Below are 17,085 nucleotides of genomic sequence, written 5' to 3'. Positions count from 1 at the left end.
CATCGCCCGTCAGCACGGCACAGCAGGCGCGGCCTGTGGATCGCGCGGTCGTCCTTTCGGACGATGAGCCCGACCGGCACGGGGCGTAGCGTCGACCTCATGGCACCCACCCCACTGACCCCGGTGTTCGTGGGTCTGCGGACCGGGCTGCACGCACTCTTCGTCGCGCTGACGGCCGTGGTCGTCGCCCGCGCGGTCCTCGTCCCCGGGCCGCAGAGCGGCACGACCGTCGCCCTGTCGCTCCTGGTGCTCGCCACCTACGCGCTGGGGGCCGTCCTCACCCGACGTCACGACGACCTGGTCCGGGGGCGTGCGTGGCTCGGCGTGCTGACCCTCGAGTGGGCCTGCCTGCTGTGGCTGAGCCCTGACGCCGCCTATCTCGTCTTCCCCCTGTTCTTCCTGTACCTCCACCTCCTCGGCCGGTGGTGGGGGCCTGTCGCGGTCGGCTCGACGACGGTCGTCGTCGTCGTCGCGCTGGGCGTCCACGGTGGGTGGACCGTCGGCGGGGTCGTCGGTCCCTTCGTGGGAGCCGGGGTCGCCCTGCTCATCGGGTCGGGATATCGGGCGCTCGCCCACGAGGCTGTCGAACGCGAGGCGCTCATGACGGAGCTGCTCGCCACCCGCGGGCAGCTGGCGGCGACCGAGCACGAGTCGGGTGTCCTCGCCGAGCGCGCCCGCCTGGCGCGCGAGATCCACGACACGCTCGCCCAGGGGCTGTCGAGCATCCAGATGCTCCTGCACGCCGCCGAGCGCGCGGACCCCGGACGTCCAGGGCTCCAGCACGTCCGCCTCGCGCGCGAGACCGCCGCGGCGAACCTCGCCGACGCACGCAGCCTCGTCCAGGGGCTCACCCCGCCAGACCTCGACGACCACGGCCTCGGTGGCGTGCTGCGTCGCCTCGCGCGGACCCAGTGGTCTGCGGAGGACCTCGAGGTGACGGTCGACGTCCCGGACTCTGTCAGCCTCCCGATGCACCTGCAGACCGCCCTCCTGCGGATCGCCCAGGGAGCCGTCGCGAACGTCATCCAGCACGCGCACGCGCGGACTGCCACGATCACCCTCGAGCAGGACCACGAGACGACACGGTTCTCCGTCGCGGACGACGGCACCGGCTTCGACCCCAGCGACGGCGGCGGGGCACGACCAGGCAGATCGGACTCCTTCGGTCTCCAGGCTGCACGGGAACGGGTCCGGCAGCTCGGCGGTGCGCTCACCGTCGACTCTGCCCCCGGCCGTGGGACGGTCCTGACGGTGACGCTCCCGCAGGAGGGCGAACCGTGATCCGCCTGGTGATCGCCGACGACCACCCGATCGTGCGGGCCGGGCTCGTCGCGCTCTTCGCGACGGAGGACGACCTCGAGGTGATCGCCGAGGCCTCCACCCCCGAGGAGGCTGTCTCGGCAGCACGCCGGGAGAACCCCGACGTGGTGCTCATGGACCTCCAGTTCGGGCCTGGCGCGAGGCTCACGGGCGCAGACGCGACCCGTCAGATCAGGGCGCTCGAGGCAGCTCCGTACGTCCTCGTCCTGACAAGCTACGACTCCGACGGAGACATCCTGGGCGCCGTCGAGGCCGGCGCGAGCGGATACCTGCTCAAGGACGCACCTCCCCACGAGCTCGCGGCCGCCGTCAGGGCCGCCGCCGCCGGGGAGAGCGCGCTGGCGCCGGTCATCGCGTCACGGCTCCTCGACAGGGTCCGGTCCCCCCAGGTGAGCCTGAGCAGCCGCGAGATCGAGGTGCTCGAGCTGGTCGCAGCGGGGAAGACGAACGCCGAGGTCGCCCGAGAGCTCTTCGTGAGCGAGACCACCGTGAAGTCCCACCTCGCGCACATCTACTCCAAGCTCGACGTCACCTCCCGGACCGCTGCAGTCTCTGCGGCTCGGGGCAGAGGGATCGTGCGCTAGGTCGGGCCCTGCCCGGATGCCGTGCCGCGCGCTCCGTGCGAGGGTCGTGGCATGAACCGTGACCTCACCCGACAGGTGTCCGTGCTCGTCCTCGCCGTGGTGGCGATCTTCGGTGCCGCGTGGGGTGCCGGCGCCTTCGGCGGGACGCCGACGTCCGAGGCCGCCGACGGTGCGCTCTCGGCGAGCGCGACCCCCGTCGCCCCCGGCACCACGGCCTTCTCGATCTGGTCGGTCATCTACCTCGGGCTCGTCGCCTACGCCGTGTGGCAGGCGCTCCCTGCCCAGCGCGAGTCCGCGCGTCAGCGGTCGATGGGCTGGCTCGCCGCGGTCTCCATGCTGCTCAACGCGGGATGGCTGCTCGTGGTGCAGGCCGGGTCGGTGTGGGCGAGCGTCGTCGTCATGGCTGCGCTGCTCACCACGCTCGTGATGATCCTCGAGCGGATGCGCGCCACCCCGTCGTCGTCCCTCGTCGAGACCGTGCTGGTCGACGGTACCTTCGGGCTCTACCTGGGCTGGGTGACCGTCGCGGCCATCGCGAACGTCGCGGCAGCCCTCAAGACTGCCGAGCCGGGCGACCTGGGCCTCGGGGCGACAGGGTGGTCTGTGGTGCTGCTCGTGGTCGCAGCGCTGATCGCTGTCGGCTTCGCCGTCCACACCGGCGGGCGCCTGGCCATCAACCTCGCGATGGCGTGGGGGCTCGCGTGGATCGCGGTCGCCCGCTGGGAGGGCCCGCTCGAAGACTCGACCGTCGCGCCTGTCGCAGCTGCCGCTGCTGCGGTCGCGCTGCTCTCAGCCGTGGTCGTCAGGCTGCGCCGCCGCGCCTGACGGGCTGGGACGCGACCAGCCGGCAGGACACGTCGGTCGCGAGCCCGAGGTGCACGGGACGGTTGCGTCCCGCACAGGGCGGGTCTCGTTGCGCGGTGCCGCACACCACACCCCGGCGGGCCCACTCTCCGACAGTCGGCCCCGCAGCATCTGGAAAGATGGTCAGGTGACTGCACACGACGCCGACGGCCTCTTCGACCTCCCCCCGGGAACGCGTCGACCGACGGCCCGCGTGGTCCTCATGACCGGCGCGTCAGGGTCGGGGAAGTCCAGCCTGGTGCGCCGGCTCGGTCTGCCGTCGATCCAGCTCGACGACTTCTACCACGACCACGACCACCCGGACATGCCCAGGCGCTTCGGCATCGCCGACTGGGACTCCCCCGCGAGCTGGGACGCCGACGACGCCCTCCGCGCCCTGGTCGAGCTTTGCACGACAGGCCACGCCGACCTGCCGATCTACGACATCCCGACGTCGACCCGCACCGGGACCACGCACGCTGACGTCACAGGCGCACGGGTGATCGTGGCCGAGGGGATCTTCGCCTCGGAGCTCGTCGCCGCCTGCCGGGCCGAGGGCATCCTCGCCGACGCCGTGTGCATCACGCGACCCCGGCTGGTGACCTTCTGGTTCCGTCTCCTGCGCGACCTCGGCGAGTCCCGCAAGCCTCCGCTCACCCTCGTCCGACGCGGCTGGGGACTCATGCGTGACGAGCCCGGGTTCGTCCGCCGCTGGACCTCGCAGGGTTGCCGGGCCGTCCGCGTCGCCCAGGCCGAGAAGGAGATCCGCGCCCTCGCGGCAGCCTGACCTCAGACGCACGAAGGCCCCCGGACCTCACGGTCCGGGGGCCTTCGTGGTGCTGTGGGCGTGGCTCCGGCTCAGCCGGTACCCCGCCTACAGCGGTCGACGATCAGGCAGGGTCGGCCGCGGCCGAGGCCCCACCTGTCGGCGGGAGGTCGTTCAGCCCGACGGGGGCGTCCGACCCGCCGGTCACCGCGGCGGCAGCCACGACGACGGCGTCACGCTTGTGCAGGTTCTTCGGGACTCCGCGGAACGTGAACTCGCCCAGCAGACCCTCGCCCTCGGCGTCGACGAGGATCATCTCGCCGGCCTTGATGTCGCCGAAGAGGATCTTCTCCGACAGGACGTCCTCGATCTCGCGCTGGATCGCGCGGCGCAGCGGCCGTGCACCCAGGACCGGGTCGTATCCCTTCTCGGAGAGGAGGATCTTCGCGGCGGGCGTGAGCTCGATGCCCATGTCCTTGTCGCGCAGACGTCCGTCGAGCTTCGCGATCATGAGGTCAACGATCTTGACGATCTCGTCCTGCGTGAGCTGCGGGAACACGATGGTGTCGTCCACACGGTTGAGGAACTCGGGGCGGAAGTGCTGCTTGAGCTCTTCGTTGACCTTGGCCTTCATGCGCTCGTAGCTCGTCACGGTGTCGCCGCCGGCGTTGAAACCGGTCTGGACGCCCTTGGCGATGTCACGGGTACCGAGGTTCGTGGTCATGATGATCACGGTGTTCTTGAAGTCGACCATGCGGCCCTGCGAGTCGGTCAGTCGACCGTCCTCGAGGATCTGCAGGAGCGAGTTGAAGATGTCCGCGTGCGCCTTCTCGACCTCGTCGAAGAGGACCACGGAGAAGGGCTTGCGACGCACCTTCTCGGTCAGCTGGCCACCCTCGTCGTAGCCGACGTAGCCGGGGGGCGAGCCGAAGAGGCGCGACACCGTGTGCTTCTCCGAGAACTCCGACATGTCGAGCTGGATGAGCGCGTCCTCGTCCCCGAAGAGGAACTCGGCGAGAGCTTTGGCGAGCTCGGTCTTACCGACACCTGTCGGACCGGCGAAGATGAACGAGCCACCGGGACGCTTCGGGTCCTTGAGCCCGGCGCGCGTGCGACGGATCGCCTGCGACAGGCCCTTGATGGCGATGTCCTGACCGACGACGCGCTTGTGCAGCTCGTCCTCCATCTTCAGCAGACGCGAGGACTCTTCCTCGGTGAGCTTGAAGACCGGGATACCGGTCGACATGGCCAGCACCTCGGCGATGAGCTCTTCGTCCACCTCTGCGACGGTGTCGAGGTCGCCCGACTTCCAGGCCTTCTCCTTGTCGGCGCGCTGCTGCGTGAGCTGCTTCTCGGTGTCACGCAGACCAGCGGCCTTCTCGAAGTCCTGCTCGTCGATGGCCGACTCCTTGTTGCGGCGGGCCTCGGCGATCTGCTCGTCGAGCTCGCGCAGCTCCGGCGGAGCGGTCATGCGGCGGATGCGCAGACGCGCGCCTGCCTCGTCGACGAGGTCGATGGCCTTGTCGGGGAGGAAGCGGTCGTTGACGTACCGGTCGGCGAGGGTCGCCGCCGCCACGAGCGCGGAGTCCGTGATCGAGACACGGTGGTGCGCCTCGTAGCGGTCGCGCAGACCCTTGAGGATCTCGATCGCGTGCGGGAGGGACGGCTCGGCCACCTGGACCGGCTGGAACCGGCGCTCGAGGGCCGCGTCCTTCTCGATGTGCTTGCGGTACTCGTCGAGGGTCGTGGCTCCGATGGTCTGGAGCTCACCGCGGGCGAGCATCGGCTTGAGGATCGACGCGGCGTCGATCGCGCCCTCTGCGGCACCGGCCCCGACGAGGGTGTGGATCTCGTCGATGAACAGGATGATGTCGCCGCGGGTGCGGATCTCCTTGAGGACCTTCTTGAGGCGCTCCTCGAAGTCACCGCGGTAGCGCGACCCGGCGACGAGCGAGCCGAGGTCGAGCGTGTAGAGCTGCTTGTCCTTGAGCGTCTCGGGGACGTCGCCGGAGACGATGTCCTGCGCGAGGCCCTCGACGACGGCGGTCTTGCCGACGCCAGGCTCACCGATGAGCACCGGGTTGTTCTTGGTGCGTCGGCTGAGGACCTGCATGACGCGCTCGATCTCCTTGGCGCGACCGATGACCGGGTCGAGCTTGCCCTCGCGGGCAGCCTGGGTCAGGTTGCGGCCGAACTGGTCGAGCACGGCCGAGCCGGCCGGGGTGCCCTCGGCAGGGGCACCCGAGGCGACGGGCTCCTTGCCCTGGTAGCCCGAGAGCAGCTGGATGACCTGCTGGCGCACGCGGTTGAGGTCGGCACCCAGCTTCGTGAGGACCTGGGCTGCGACACCCTCGCCCTCACGGATCAGGCCGAGCAGGATGTGCTCGGTGCCGATGTAGTTGTGGCCGAGCTGCAGCGCCTCGCGCAGGGACAGCTCGAGCACCTTCTTGGCACGCGGCGTGAAGGGGATGTGACCCGACGGGGCCTGCTGGCCCTCGCCGATGATCTCGGTGACCTGTGACCGCACGGCGTCGAGGGAGATACCCAAGGACTCCAGGGCCTTCGCTGCGACACCCTCGCCCTCGTGGATGAGGCCGAGCAGGATGTGTTCGGTCCCGATGTAGTTGTGGTTGAGCATCCGTGCCTCTTCTTGGGCAAGGACGACCACCCGACGGGCTCGGTCGGTGAATCTCTCGAACATGTGCGCTCCTCACAGGTGCGGGCCGGAACTGGAGGGTTCCCAGACCTGACCGCACCGACTCTAGTAGGCAGGAACCGGTGAGTCTCGCTCGATATGCCGTTGTTCGCCGCAGGCGTGAAAACGCAGGGTGGTGCTCGACGGGCGCCGCGACAGGCTCGGTGACCGGTGACGAGAGGTGGCACAGGGGCACGGCTTCGCGGGAGGATGCTGTCACCAGCACAGTCAGGCCCGAGGGCCGCCCCTGCTCCGCCCCGTGCGCAGCCCCGGCGTCTCGTCCAGAGAGCCTGACCCGCCCGCACCACCGAGGAGCCTCATGACCGAGCCAGCCCAGACCGAGAACGCGGTCGTCGCCTTCGTCAAGCAGCGGTGGCTCACCATCGTGCTGGTGGTGCTGGCCGTCGTGTTCATCCTGCAGAACCGCGGCGAGACGACCATCCACGTGCTGTGGATGACGGTGAACTCTCCGCTGTGGTTGTTCCTCGCGCTGATGTTCCTCGCGGGGATCGTCGCCGGAGCGTTCTACAGGCGCCGCAAGAAGAGGTAGCCGCTCCCGTGCCGGGTGGCTTTCCGTCGCCTCGGTGTCGCGTCAGGACGCGAGCACGTCCATCACTCCCTGGCGCGCTGCTCGTCGGGCGGGGAACAGCCCGACGAGCAGCCCCAGGACCGCCGTCGCGCCGAGAGCGGTCAGCGCTGTCGAGATGTCCACCTCGGCGAGGGCCCTCCCGTCTCGGTCCACGGCGACCCAGGTGGTGACGACGTGGCTGCCGACCAGGATCAGGACGACGCCGAGCACCGCACCCGCACAGACGACCATGAGGTTCTCGACGAGGACCAGCCCGCCGATCGACCGGGGCGAGGTCCCCATCGCGCGCCGCAGGGCGAGCTCACCAGCCCGCTCCCGCAGCGATGCCATCGAGACGGCCGCCACGGCGAGCACCCCGACGGCCAGGACCACGAGCCCGACGCTCCGCATCACGACCGACAGGACAGCGGACGAGCCGTCGAAGTCATCGGCCGTGTCGACCCGGAGCACGTGGGCCTGAGCTGAGGAGACCCCGTCCGAGGCGAGGCGGTCCCGGACGGTCTCGAGCGCCCGGTCTGCCGGTCCGGAACCGCGGTCACCCGTCGTGAGGTAGAGGTCCACCTCGCTGTCTGTCGTCTGCACCTGCGTCGCCCATGGGACGAGGCTCGGCGGGAGACCGTCCTCGGTGAGCGGGACGAAGCCGCCGCCGTCGGTGAACCTGGCGAGCGGACCGTCGCCGACGACACCGACGACCGTCAGGTAGGTCGGGTCGGGGTAGGTGAGGCGGACCGACCTACCGATGATCTCGCCAGGCATCGCATCAGGCCACAGGGCTGTGACGGTCCGAGAGGCGAGGACGACAGGCACTGCCCCGAGGGTCGCGTCGTCGTCCTCCAGCCACCGTCCGGCGAGGAGCACTGTGGGCAGGGACGCGACGACGCCGGGGTCGACGGCGTAGACCGTGAGCCCCACCGGGGCTCGTGCACTGTCCGGGTCTGATGCTGTGCCGCCGGACAGCTCGACGGTCCGGCCGGTCGCGCTCTCGATGCCGCTGGCAGAACCGCTCGGCAGCAGCGCCGAGACCGGGGCAGAACCGGTGATCGTGACGGTGTAGGTCCCGACACGTCCCTGGGTCCGGAGCACGTCGTCGGCGACGGCCTGCTCGGCAGTCACACCGAGCTGGGTGACCACGGTCATGGCGGCGACCGCAGCCGCCACACTGAGGACGAGAAGGGCGGCGCGCATCCTGTTCGTCGTGATCTCTCGCGCCGCGAGCCGCACCAGGCGGGCCAGAGGGATCACGCGAGCGCCCCGGCGAGATCGACGAGGTGCCCGTCGACGAGCAGCAGTCTCCGATCCATCCGGGCCGCGACGTCAGGATCGTGGGTGACGACGACCAGCGCGGCGCCCCGCGCACGGGCTGCACCGAGCAGCAGCTCGATGACTGCGTCGGCTGTCGTGGGGTCGAGGGCACCTGTCGGCTCGTCGGCGAGTATCACCGACGGGCGACGGACCAGGGCGCGGGCGATCGCCGTGCGCTGCCGCTGCCCACCGGACAGCGTGGGCGGGCGAGACTCTGCCTTCTCGGCGATCCCGACGAGATCGAGAGCCTCGTCGACGAGACGGCGTCGGTCTGACCACAGACCGCGGGACGCCGTGCTCAACGGCACCTCGACGTTCTGGCGGACCGTGTGCCGCTCCATGAGCATGTAGTCCTGGAAGACGAACCCGAAGGTCTCGGCCCGCAGCGCGGCGAGACCTCGCTCGGAGAGGTCATGGCTGGGGCGCCCACCGACGAGGTACGTACCTCGCTGGGGGTTGCGGAGCAGCCCGAGGATCGACAGGAGCGTCGACTTCCCAGACCCTGAGCGTCCGGTGAGGGCGACAGACTCTCCGGCGTGCACCTCGAGATCGAGCTCGTCGAGGACCGTGAGCGTGCCACCGTCGGGCTGGCCGAAGCTGTGCCCGCAGCCGCGCACCTCGAGCAGCGCCGTCATGTCTGCGAGATCGGGTCGACGACGACGTCCCCGTCGACGAGCCCGTCGGTGACTGCGACGGCGAGACCGTCGTCGAGCCCGAGGGTGACCACGCGGTTCGCCGTCGTCTGGGTGCCGTCGGCCGCTGTGCCCGTCACCAGCGCGACGATCCCGGTGCCGACACTCGTCGTCCGGATCGCGGTGAGGGGTACCACCAGCGCGTCCGTGACCCGGGCGGTCGAGACCCGCAGCCTGACGGCGACGCCGTCGTAGAGCTCGACGTCTGCGGGGACGCGGCAGGAGACAGCGCGGTCGGCGCGCGCACCACCGTCGACGGTCTCTGCCTGCGGTGCGAGGACCGAGGCCTGCTCCGGCGCCGCGACGACGCCCTGGGCACCGTCGTCGAGGGTGCTGTCGTAGAGCGTGACGGCCTCGCAGGTGAAGGTCTGGTCTCGCCCGACCACGGCTCCGGTGCCGGTGACCTGAGCTGCGTCGACGGCTGGGGTGAGCTGGTAGAGGAGCGCGGGGTCCACCGCGGCGCGTACGACCCTGTGGTCGTCCACGACGGTGCTGGGCGCGGTCTCGCTGCTGATCGCCGTCAGCAGGCGCAGAGTCTTCCGCGCACCCGCCGGGGTCCTGTAGTCGACCTGGACCGTCGCCTCGAGACCGACGTAGGCCTCGACCTCGACGGGGACGTCGCAGCGCAACCGTGGCCACTGGCCTGCCGGCACCGCTGGGTCGACCTCCGGAGCCGCTCCCGTGACCGGAGTGTCGCCTGGTGGGTCGCTGCTCTCCGACCGTGCAGCGCCACCTCCACCCTGAGGCGCAGCACCGGCCGGGGCGAGCGTCGCACCGTCTGACGACTCGACGGTCTCCAGGACGGCCAGAGCGCCGCACGCGAACGTGCCCCGGCGTCCGGTGATCGACGCTGTGCCCGACACCCCTCCCGCCTCGAGCGACGGGACGAGGTCGTAGAGGATCAGCGGGTCGACGGCGGCGACCATCATGAGAGTCGTGGCGCCCGGCTCCACCCGGGTGACGGAGGCCGTCGTGGCGTCGAAGGTCAGGGCGTGCTCGACGTCCCGCACGTAGGCAGCCGTCGTCCGCAAGGACTCGACCACCTGGTCCTCACCCTCGGCGGCTGCCACAGCGTATCCACCGACGACAGCCCCTGCCGCGACGACAGCGGCAGCAGACCAGACCCACACCCGCCGTCTCACTGGACGTTCTCGCAGTTGATGTCGAGATACTCCTGGAGGTTCGTCGGGGAACCTGACCGCAGCTCGTCGACGACGACCTGGAAGTACTCGGCAGAGTTCGGGTGGTGGAGCCTGTTCTGCTCGACGAGAAGATCGTCGAGATGATCCGCCACGTCGTCGAGAGGAGCTCCGGAGGCGAGGTCCGCCAGGCTCGACCGGATCTCTCGGCACTCGCGCTCCATGACGAGGATGCCGAGCACGCTTTCTTCGCTGTAGCTCCACCCGTCTCGCTCGAAGCTGTCCCTGATCTCCTGAGCCTCGTCGGGGTCGAACTCTGCGAGTGCGGCCGCGGTGGCGTTCGGTGCGCATCCGGCGATCACCAGAACCATGGCCACCAGGGCTGCGCCGCGGGCCCGGGACGCGACCACGAGCCCCTTCGCGGGCCAGCTCTGCGGCGGTCCAGACAGGCCTGACCGCCCTGCTCCAGACACGCCCCGCACCCCTCCCCTCACTGGACGTACTCGCAGTTGAGCTCGAGGTACTCCTGGATGTTGGTCGGGGAACCCGACCTCAGCTCGTCGACGACACCTTGGAAGTAGACAGCCATGTCAGGTTGGAACACCTCGTTCTGCACGACCAGCACCTCGTCGAGATGATCGGCGATCTCGTCCACCGGTGAACCAGCCGCGAGATCGGCAAGGGCCGCGCGTATCTGTCGACACTCGCGTTCCCCGACCAGGATCCCCAGCACGCTCTCCTCGCTGTAGGTCCATCCCTCACGCTCGAAGTCATCCCGGATCGCCTGAGCCTCGGCAGGGTCGAACTCTGCCAGCTTGTCAGCGACAGGATCCGCCCCGCATGCGGCAAGCGCCGCAACCAGGAGCACCAGGGTTGCGTTGCGCCACGACAGCTCACCGCAACGACCCGCGCCAAGAGTGCTGTCCCTGCGATCCCGCAACTCCTCGCGGGACCTCCTGCCGCTCACGCCGCCCGCTCGCGGACCGTACAGAGCCCGGACAGCATCAGTACTCGATCCGACCGGTCATGTACGTGATCCCCGGACCGGCCAGCCACCCATTCGTGTCTGCAGGGACAGAGCGCGCGATAGCCATGCAGAACTTCTGGTTCTTGGTCCCTGCCCCCATCCCTGCTGCCCCCTGGGTGGCGATGCGCCGTGTGACCCCGATGTTCGCCTTCCGGCTGTCGCACGTGATGAGCTGGACCTTCGCCTCGGCGGAGGTCACCGCAACCCAGACTTCCATGGTCGACGTCCGCGCTCGAGAGAAGTGCGCGAAAGTTCCTCCGCTGCTGACGTTCCCGGACCAGTTCTGGACAGCCGCGCTGGCGCTCGTCATCGAGCCCATGAGGAGAACCGCAATCAGTCCCAGGGTGGTGATCGCTCTTCGCATGTCTGCGCCGTCCTCTGAGGAGGCCCTCGTGTCGGGTTCGACTGTGGCCCATATGGACCCAAAGTATCGAAGCGCTCAAATCGGCACAATGGGCCAGAGGTCCCTTTCCGGATGCACGAGAGCGGGTGGGCCCGCCGGGCCCACCCGCTCTCTATCCGCCGGTGCGGGGACTGTCCCCGTGGCGGTCAGCGCCCGCGGAAGGCCCGGTACCGCTCGATGAGAGCGTCGGTCGACGCGTCAGAGTCCTTGGCCGGCGCCTCGCTCGAGGTGAGCTTCGGGGCGAGCTGGTTGGCCATGACCTTGCCGAGCTCGACACCCCACTGGTCGAAGGCGTTGATGCCCCACACCACAGACTGCGTGAACGTGATGTGCTCGTAGAGGGCCACGAGCTGGCCGAGCACCGACGGCGTGAGCTTCTCGGCGAGGATCGTGCTCGTGGGGCGGTTGCCCGGCATCACCTTGTGGTGGACGATCTCGGCCGGCGTGCCGTCTGCTGCGACCTCGTCGGCTGTCTTGCCGAAGGCGAGCGCCGCGGTCTGTGCGAAGAAGTTCGACATGAAGAGGTCGTGCATCTCGCCGAGGTCGTGGTTGGGCAGCGCGAAGCCGATGAAGTCGGCCGGGGTCATCTTCGTGCCCTGGTGCAGCAGCTGGTAGAAGGCGTGCTGGCCATTGGTGCCGGGCTCGCCCCAGAAGATCTCGCCGGTCTGGCCCGCGAATCCGCCGGCCGTCGCGTCGGTCACAGGGGTGCCGTCCAGGCGCACGGACTTGCCGTTGGACTCCATGGTCAGCTGCTGGAGGTAGGCCGGGAAACGGTTGAGGTACTGGCTGTACGGCAGGACGGCGTGGCTGCCGGTGCCGAAGAAGTTGTTGTACCAGACGTTGAGCAGGCCCATGAGGACGGGCACGTTCTGGGCGAAGGGCGTCGTGCGGAAGTGCTCGTCCATCTGGTGGAAGCCGTCGAGCATCTGGCGGAAGCCGTCGGCGCCGATCGAGAGCATGAGGGCCAGGCCCACGGCGGAGTCGAAGGAGTAGCGTCCACCGACCCAGTCCCAGAACCCGAACATGTTCGCGGTGTCGATGCCGAAGTCGGCGACCTTCTCGGCGTTGGTCGAGACGGCCACGAAGTGCTTGGCGACAGCCGACTCGTCACCGTCGTAGGCCTCGACCAGCCACTGGCGGGCGGTGCGGGCGTTGGTCAGGGTCTCCTGCGTGCCGAAGGTCTTGGACGCGACGATGAACAGCGTGCTCTCGAAGTCGACGCCGTGGACCTTCTCGTACACGTCGGTCGGGTCGATGTTCGACACGAAGCGGCACTCGATGCCGCGGTCCGCGTAGTCGCGCAGTGCCTCGTAGGCCATGACGGGGCCGAGGTCCGAGCCACCGATGCCGATGTTGACGACAGTCGTGATCTTCTTGCCCGAGTGGCCGGTCCAGGCACCGGAGCGCACCTTCTCGGAGAACTCCGCCATGCGGTCGAGGACCTCGTGCACGTCGGCCACGACGTCCTGGCCGTCGACCACGAGGGACGCGTCGCGCGGCAGGCGCAGCGCGGTGTGCAGCACGGCACGGTCTTCGGTGAGGTTGATGTGCTCGCCCGCGAACATCGCGGCGATCTTCTCGGCCAGCCCGGCCTCCTCCGCGAGCGCGACGAGCGCCTCGACGGTCGAGTCGGTGACGAGGTGCTTGGAGTAGTCGAGGTGCAGCTCGACGGCGTCGGCGGTCAGGCGCGTGCCGCGCTCCGGGTCGGCGGCGAAGAGCTCACGGAGCGTCGTCGCGGCGAGGGTCTGGTGCTCGTCGCGCAGCGCGCTCCAGGCAGCCGTTCCGGAGAGGTCGTATGAAGCCACGGGGCAACACCCTTCAGGTCGAGTCGGTCGCGACGGTCGTCCGTCGGCAGGTCCACCTCCAGACACTAGTCGCTCGTCGTGCACGCCCGCAGGGCCGTGGGTCCTGCGTCGCGGCGGCCTCGAGCGCTCGGCCGTCGCTCCGCTCAGGCCCGTCTCCTGCCGGCGCTCAGCACTGCGTGCCCGGTCCGGTCCGGAGACCGCGGGGTCAGGAGATCCAGCGCTCGAGCGGGATCGTCCCGGTCCGTCCGTCGGGGAGGAGCGCCCAGGCGATGACGTAGACCCACAGGCTGAGGCCTGCGAGCAGCACGAGGGCGACGAGGATCAGGCGCATGGCGCCCGAGCTGATGCCGAGCTTCTCGGCGAGGGCCGCCGCGACACCGCCGAGGACGCGGTCCTGGGCGGGGCGGACGATCCCGAGCCTGCGGGTCCAGGCGAAGAAGCGCTGGGTGAGGGTCGGGGTGGGGGCGCCCTCGGCGCCGGGCGTCTGGGAGGGTCCTGCGGTGGACCAGTCTGTGCTCATACCTCGAGTCTTCCGCCGCTGGTGGCGCCCGCCCATCCGGCATCCCCCTGGTCCGACCCGGATCCTCCGGGCGCGGCTCTCAGGGTGGGCGGGACGCGCCGACAGTCCGGCACGCACCACGTCGGACCGCCGCGGCGCGGACCTCCGGGGCGATCACCTCTCGGACCCTGGGCTGCCCAGCACCGGGCCACGGCTCCGCGCAGATGGGATGATGGGTGCGCCCTCGACGCGGGCGCCCTCACCCGGGCCGCCTGCCCCCCCCCCGATCTCGGAGACCTGCCGCACCATGACCGTCTCGCACCAGCTCCACGTCGTGATCGACCGCATCACCGGGGACGTCGTCGTCCCCCTCGGGGTCTGGGAGGACCCGGAGGCCGCCGCCGAGGAGATCGCCGAGCACGACCCCGCCCAGCCCGGGCGCTACGAGGTGCGGATCGTGCTCGACGGCGAGGGCCTCACCGACGAGTCCTTCGCGACGGCCGAGCACGGGCCGTCGGTCATTCCGGTCTCGCCGATCGCGACCCTCGTCGACGGCACGCTGCTCACCGAAGAGTTCTTCCTCAAGGTGGCGGGTGCCCGGTGCACCTTCACGAGCGAGGACGGCACTGTCTGCGACGCCCCGATCCTCACCGACAAGACGACCTCGGTCACGCCCGTCGACGACGTGTTCGTCCCCGCCGACGTCTGGGCCGGCTGGAACGCGGACCGCTGCACGGAGCACCTGACGGCCTGAGTCAGGCGGTCGGCCCACGGGTCCCGCTGGCCCCTCGCCCTCCCCTCACGACCGTCCCCCGGTTGCCCCACTGGCTGGCGCATGCAACTATCTACAGAGCGCGTGCAACTAACCGCGCCAGCAAGCGACCGTGTGTCGCAGCCTCCCGAGGCTGCCCCGCCGACCAGCGAAGGACACCCCATGACTCAGCAGATCCCCACAGTCACGCTCAACAACGGCATCGAGATGCCCCGCCTCGGCTTCGGCGTCTTCCAGGTGCCTGACGACGAGACCCGCGCCGCAGTCTCGACAGCCCTCGAGGCCGGGTACCGCAGCATCGACACAGCAGCCGTCTACGGCAACGAGCGCGGCACCGGCCAGGCGCTCGCCGACTCCGGCATCGCCCGCGACGAGCTCTTCGTCACCACCAAGCTGTGGAACTCCGAGCAGGGCTACGACTCGACCCTCGCCGCCTTCGACGCGAGCCTCGAGAAGCTCGGCCTCGACCACGTGGACCTCTACCTCATCCACTGGCCCACCCCCGCCAAGGACACCTACCTCGACACGTGGCGCGCCTTCGAGGAGATCTACGCCTCGGGCCGCGCCCGGGCGATCGGTGTCTCGAACTTCCTCCCCGAGCACCTCGAGCGGGTCGTCGCCGCAGGCGGCACGGTCCCGGCCGTCAACCAGGTCGAGCTGCACCCCGCGCTCCAGCAGCGCGACATCCAGGCCGCGAACGCCGCCCACGGCGTGGTCACCGAGGCCTGGAGCCCGCTCGCCCAGGGCGGAGCACTGCTCTCCGAGGAGGCCATCACCACGATCGCCGACCGTCTCGGGCGCACGCCTGCGCAGGTCGTGCTCCGCTGGCACCTGCAGCAGGGCCGCGTCGTGATCCCCAAGTCGGTCACGCCCTCGCGCATCGCGGAGAACATCGCACTCTTCGACTTCGAGCTCACCGGCGACGACCTCGCCGCGATCGACGGTCTCGAGCGCGACGGCCGCGTCGGCCCGCACCCGGCCGAGGTGAACTGACCTCAGGCCCAGACGTCCGCACGGCCCGGTCGGCGCCTCCCGCACCGACCGGGCCGTCTCGCGTCCTAGGCCCTGTAGACCTCGACGACCTGCGCGCCGATGACGTCGACGTCGAAGCGCCCGGCGTGCTCGACCTGGCGGGCGCTCGCCGCGGTCCGGGCCGCGGCGTCGCCGACGTACCGCGCGAGCAGCGCGGCGAAGGCCTCGGTGTCGGTCGCATCGACCAGCTGGTCCTCGAGACCCTCCATGACAGTCCGGTACCCCGGGTTGTCTCCGGCCAGCACCACCCCACGGCTCGCGGCGAGCGCCTCGACGACGCTGATGCCGAAGCTCTCGCCGCCTGTCGAGGGCAGCGCGACGACGTCGGCCCCAGCCAGCAGGGCCGCCTTGTCGGCCTCGTCGACAAACCCGATGAACTCGACGCCGTCGAGACCAGCCGTGCGCACGAATGCCTCGAGCTCGTCACGCAGGGGTCCGTTGCCGCCGATCACGACCTCGACGGGCACCTGGGTGAGCGACCGGGCCCGGGCGACGGCGCGCAACAGCTCACCGGCCCCCTTGCGCTCGACGAGACGACCGAGGAACACGATCCGGACCGGCGCGTCCTCGGTCGGCTGCCATCCGTCGAGCTCGGCGTCGCGCGCCCGCGTGAACCGCGTGACGTCGACGGGGTTGCCGATGACCACGGGGTCGACCCCGAGCGCCTCGGCGGCGAAGGCCGCGGCAGGCGTCGACACGGCGATCACCTGCGAGAACCGCCGCAGCTGGCGTCGCTGGACCAGCCCGAGACCGCGTGCGCCCCAACGGGTGAGCCAGGTCCACGGGAGGATGTGGAAGGTCCCGACGACAGTCGTCCCGGTACGGGCGCGCGAGACGACACGTCCTGCGAGCAGCGGGCTGTACGGCATGTTCACGTGCAGCACGTCGAAGTCGACCTGGTCGAGCAGCGCCTCCACGCCACGAGCCGGGGCGGGCAGCGGGATGCCGAGCCTGTTGCCGTTGAACCGCAGCCGCAGGTTCTTCGCGAGGGAGTGCATGCGCGGCCGGTCCGTGCGGACCGTGGTGCTCGTGAGGTAGTGGACCGTGTGCCCCTGGCCGCTCAACCACTCGCCGAGGGTGAGCACGTGCTGCTGCACACCGTCGGGGCGGTCGAGGGAGTCGTCGATGACCAGCCCCACGGTCAGCGGCATCGCTGCTGCGGCGCCGGCGTCCGCGCTCACGCGTCGACCACGATCGTCATCGGCCCGTCGTTGACGAGCTCGACCTGCATGTCTGCCCCGAAGCGGCCGGTCCCGACAGTGAGGCCACGGCCGCGCAGCGCCTCGACGACGGCGTCGACGAGGGGCTCGGCGACAGGTCCAGGTGCGGCGGCGTTCCACGACGGCCGGCGACCCTTGCGGGTGTCGGCGTAGAGCGTGAACTGGCTGACGACGATCACCGGCGCGTCGAGGTCGCTCACGCTGACCTCGCCACCGTCGGCCCCGTCGAGGATCCGCAGCTCGGCGATCTTGCGGGAGACGAGCTCGACCTGCTCAGGTCCGTCGTCGTGGGTCGCCCCGACGAGGACCACGAGGCCCTGCCTGTCGAAGGAGGACAGCACCTGGCCGTCGACGGTCACGCTGGCGCGGGAGGCCCGCTGGAGCACGGCGCGCACAG

General features: G+C 70.2%; 18 protein-coding genes. 7 read left to right on the top strand and 11 right to left on the bottom strand.

What is annotated here, in order from left to right; all coding sequences use genetic code 11:
• Positions 1 to 99: 99 nt before the first annotated feature.
• From ASG53_RS16435 to ASG53_RS16420, 4 genes are all read left to right on the top strand, one after another.
• On the top strand, positions 100 to 1,281 hold the full coding sequence (locus tag ASG53_RS16435) for a sensor histidine kinase (RefSeq protein ID WP_056136435.1): 1,182 nt from the start codon (positions 100 to 102) through the stop codon (positions 1,279 to 1,281).
• Positions 1,278 to 1,904, top strand: coding sequence for a response regulator transcription factor (locus tag ASG53_RS16430; protein WP_056135873.1), 627 nt, complete (start codon positions 1,278 to 1,280; stop codon positions 1,902 to 1,904). Before ASG53_RS16435 ends, ASG53_RS16430 begins: the two co-directional genes overlap by 4 nt.
• Positions 1,905 to 1,955: 51 nt before the next feature.
• Positions 1,956 to 2,729: a tryptophan-rich sensory protein gene (locus ASG53_RS16425; protein WP_056135870.1), complete on the top strand. Its 774-nt coding sequence runs from the start codon at positions 1,956 to 1,958 to the stop codon at positions 2,727 to 2,729.
• A 166-nt stretch (positions 2,730 to 2,895) separates the two neighbouring features.
• Positions 2,896 to 3,534, top strand: coding sequence for a uridine kinase family protein (locus ASG53_RS16420; RefSeq protein WP_056135865.1), 639 nt, complete (start codon positions 2,896 to 2,898; stop codon positions 3,532 to 3,534).
• 103 nt (positions 3,535 to 3,637) lie between these two features.
• On the opposite strand, the gene ASG53_RS16415 is transcribed toward ASG53_RS16420, so the two are convergent.
• Positions 3,638 to 6,214, bottom strand: coding sequence for an ATP-dependent Clp protease ATP-binding subunit (locus tag ASG53_RS16415; RefSeq protein ID WP_056135861.1), 2,577 nt, complete (start codon positions 6,212 to 6,214; stop codon positions 3,638 to 3,640).
• A gap of 313 nt (positions 6,215 to 6,527) precedes the next feature.
• Here ASG53_RS16415 and ASG53_RS16410 point away from each other — a divergent pair, with 313 nt between their 5' ends.
• A complete protein-coding gene (locus tag ASG53_RS16410) occupies positions 6,528 to 6,758 on the top strand; it encodes a hypothetical protein (protein WP_056135858.1) in 231 nt (76 codons plus the stop codon).
• Between the two features lie 42 nt (positions 6,759 to 6,800).
• Here ASG53_RS16410 and ASG53_RS16405 read toward each other — a convergent pair whose 3' ends face one another.
• The 8 genes from ASG53_RS16405 to ASG53_RS19640 all read right to left on the bottom strand — a co-directional run bounded on the left by ASG53_RS16405 (position 6,801) and on the right by ASG53_RS19640 (position 13,685).
• Positions 6,801 to 7,982 carry an ABC transporter permease gene (locus ASG53_RS16405; protein WP_156382855.1) on the bottom strand — a complete coding sequence of 394 codons (1,182 nt, stop codon included), beginning with the start codon at positions 7,980 to 7,982 and terminating at the stop codon, positions 6,801 to 6,803.
• Between the two features lie 53 nt (positions 7,983 to 8,035).
• Entirely contained in the window at positions 8,036 to 8,734 is a 699-nt protein-coding gene (locus tag ASG53_RS16400; protein WP_056135852.1) for an ABC transporter ATP-binding protein, read from the bottom strand.
• Positions 8,731 to 9,861, bottom strand: a complete 1,131-nt coding sequence (locus ASG53_RS16395) for a hypothetical protein (protein WP_156382854.1) — start codon at positions 9,859 to 9,861, stop codon at positions 8,731 to 8,733. The genes ASG53_RS16400 and ASG53_RS16395 overlap by 4 nt, the downstream gene beginning before the upstream one ends.
• Positions 9,862 to 9,929: 68 nt before the next feature.
• A complete protein-coding gene (locus ASG53_RS16390; protein ID WP_156382853.1) occupies positions 9,930 to 10,301 on the bottom strand; it encodes a hypothetical protein in 372 nt (123 codons plus the stop codon).
• Between the two features lie 119 nt (positions 10,302 to 10,420).
• Positions 10,421 to 10,798, bottom strand: coding sequence for a hypothetical protein (locus tag ASG53_RS16385; protein WP_056135843.1), 378 nt, complete (start codon positions 10,796 to 10,798; stop codon positions 10,421 to 10,423).
• Positions 10,799 to 10,934: 136 nt separating this feature from the next.
• The gene (locus ASG53_RS16380) at positions 10,935 to 11,321 is read right to left on the bottom strand and encodes a hypothetical protein (protein WP_056135840.1); all 387 of its coding nucleotides are present in this window, start codon (positions 11,319 to 11,321) and stop codon (positions 10,935 to 10,937) included.
• 185 nt (positions 11,322 to 11,506) lie between these two features.
• Positions 11,507 to 13,165, bottom strand: a complete 1,659-nt coding sequence (pgi, locus tag ASG53_RS16375; protein ID WP_056135838.1) for a glucose-6-phosphate isomerase — start codon at positions 13,163 to 13,165, stop codon at positions 11,507 to 11,509.
• 205 nt (positions 13,166 to 13,370) lie between these two features.
• Complete coding sequence (locus ASG53_RS19640) at positions 13,371 to 13,685, bottom strand: PspC domain-containing protein (protein ID WP_162246164.1); 315 nt, start codon at positions 13,683 to 13,685, stop codon at positions 13,371 to 13,373.
• A gap of 286 nt (positions 13,686 to 13,971) precedes the next feature.
• On the opposite strand from ASG53_RS19640, the gene ASG53_RS16365 reads away from it, so the two are divergent.
• Positions 13,972 to 14,418: a hypothetical protein gene (locus tag ASG53_RS16365; protein WP_056135835.1), complete on the top strand. Its 447-nt coding sequence runs from the start codon at positions 13,972 to 13,974 to the stop codon at positions 14,416 to 14,418.
• A gap of 180 nt (positions 14,419 to 14,598) precedes the next feature.
• Entirely contained in the window at positions 14,599 to 15,429 is an 831-nt protein-coding gene (locus tag ASG53_RS16360) for an aldo/keto reductase (protein WP_056135831.1), read from the top strand.
• Positions 15,430 to 15,494: 65 nt separating this feature from the next.
• Here ASG53_RS16360 and ASG53_RS16355 read toward each other — a convergent pair whose 3' ends face one another.
• On the bottom strand, positions 15,495 to 16,649 hold the full coding sequence (locus ASG53_RS16355; protein ID WP_082544131.1) for a glycosyltransferase family 4 protein: 1,155 nt from the start codon (positions 16,647 to 16,649) through the stop codon (positions 15,495 to 15,497).
• Positions 16,646 to 17,083, bottom strand: a complete 438-nt coding sequence (gene dtd, locus ASG53_RS16350) for a D-aminoacyl-tRNA deacylase (protein WP_056135828.1) — start codon at positions 17,081 to 17,083, stop codon at positions 16,646 to 16,648. The genes ASG53_RS16355 and dtd overlap by 4 nt, the downstream gene beginning before the upstream one ends.
• Positions 17,084 to 17,085 lie beyond the last annotated feature (2 nt).

Source organism: Sanguibacter sp. Leaf3, assembly GCF_001425965.1.
GTDB classification, from domain to species: Bacteria; Actinomycetota; Actinomycetes; order Actinomycetales; family Cellulomonadaceae; genus Sanguibacter; species Sanguibacter inulinus.
This window is presented reverse-complemented; position numbering and strand designations above follow the sequence as displayed.

What these genes read in the sequence shown, in the direction of transcription:
- ASG53_RS16435 (WP_056136435.1), top strand. Translation starts at nt 100, where the DNA reads ATGGCACCCACCCCACTGACCCCGGTGTTCGTGGGTCTGCGGACCGGG.
- ASG53_RS16380 (WP_056135840.1), bottom strand. Translation starts at nt 11,321, where the DNA reads ATGCGAAGAGCGATCACCACCCTGGGACTGATTGCGGTTCTCCTCATG.
- ASG53_RS19640 (WP_162246164.1), bottom strand. Translation starts at nt 13,685, where the DNA reads ATGAGCACAGACTGGTCCACCGCAGGACCCTCCCAGACGCCCGGCGCC.
- ASG53_RS16425 (WP_056135870.1), top strand. Translation starts at nt 1,956, where the DNA reads ATGAACCGTGACCTCACCCGACAGGTGTCCGTGCTCGTCCTCGCCGTG.
- ASG53_RS16400 (WP_056135852.1), bottom strand. Translation starts at nt 8,734, where the DNA reads ATGACGGCGCTGCTCGAGGTGCGCGGCTGCGGGCACAGCTTCGGCCAG.
- ASG53_RS16360 (WP_056135831.1), top strand. Translation starts at nt 14,599, where the DNA reads ATGACTCAGCAGATCCCCACAGTCACGCTCAACAACGGCATCGAGATG.
- ASG53_RS16390 (WP_156382853.1), bottom strand. Translation starts at nt 10,301, where the DNA reads ATGGTTCTGGTGATCGCCGGATGCGCACCGAACGCCACCGCGGCCGCA.
- ASG53_RS16410 (WP_056135858.1), top strand. Translation starts at nt 6,528, where the DNA reads ATGACCGAGCCAGCCCAGACCGAGAACGCGGTCGTCGCCTTCGTCAAG.
- ASG53_RS16405 (WP_156382855.1), bottom strand. Translation starts at nt 7,982, where the DNA reads ATGCGCGCCGCCCTTCTCGTCCTCAGTGTGGCGGCTGCGGTCGCCGCC.
- ASG53_RS16415 (WP_056135861.1), bottom strand. Translation starts at nt 6,214, where the DNA reads ATGTTCGAGAGATTCACCGACCGAGCCCGTCGGGTGGTCGTCCTTGCC.
- ASG53_RS16365 (WP_056135835.1), top strand. Translation starts at nt 13,972, where the DNA reads ATGACCGTCTCGCACCAGCTCCACGTCGTGATCGACCGCATCACCGGG.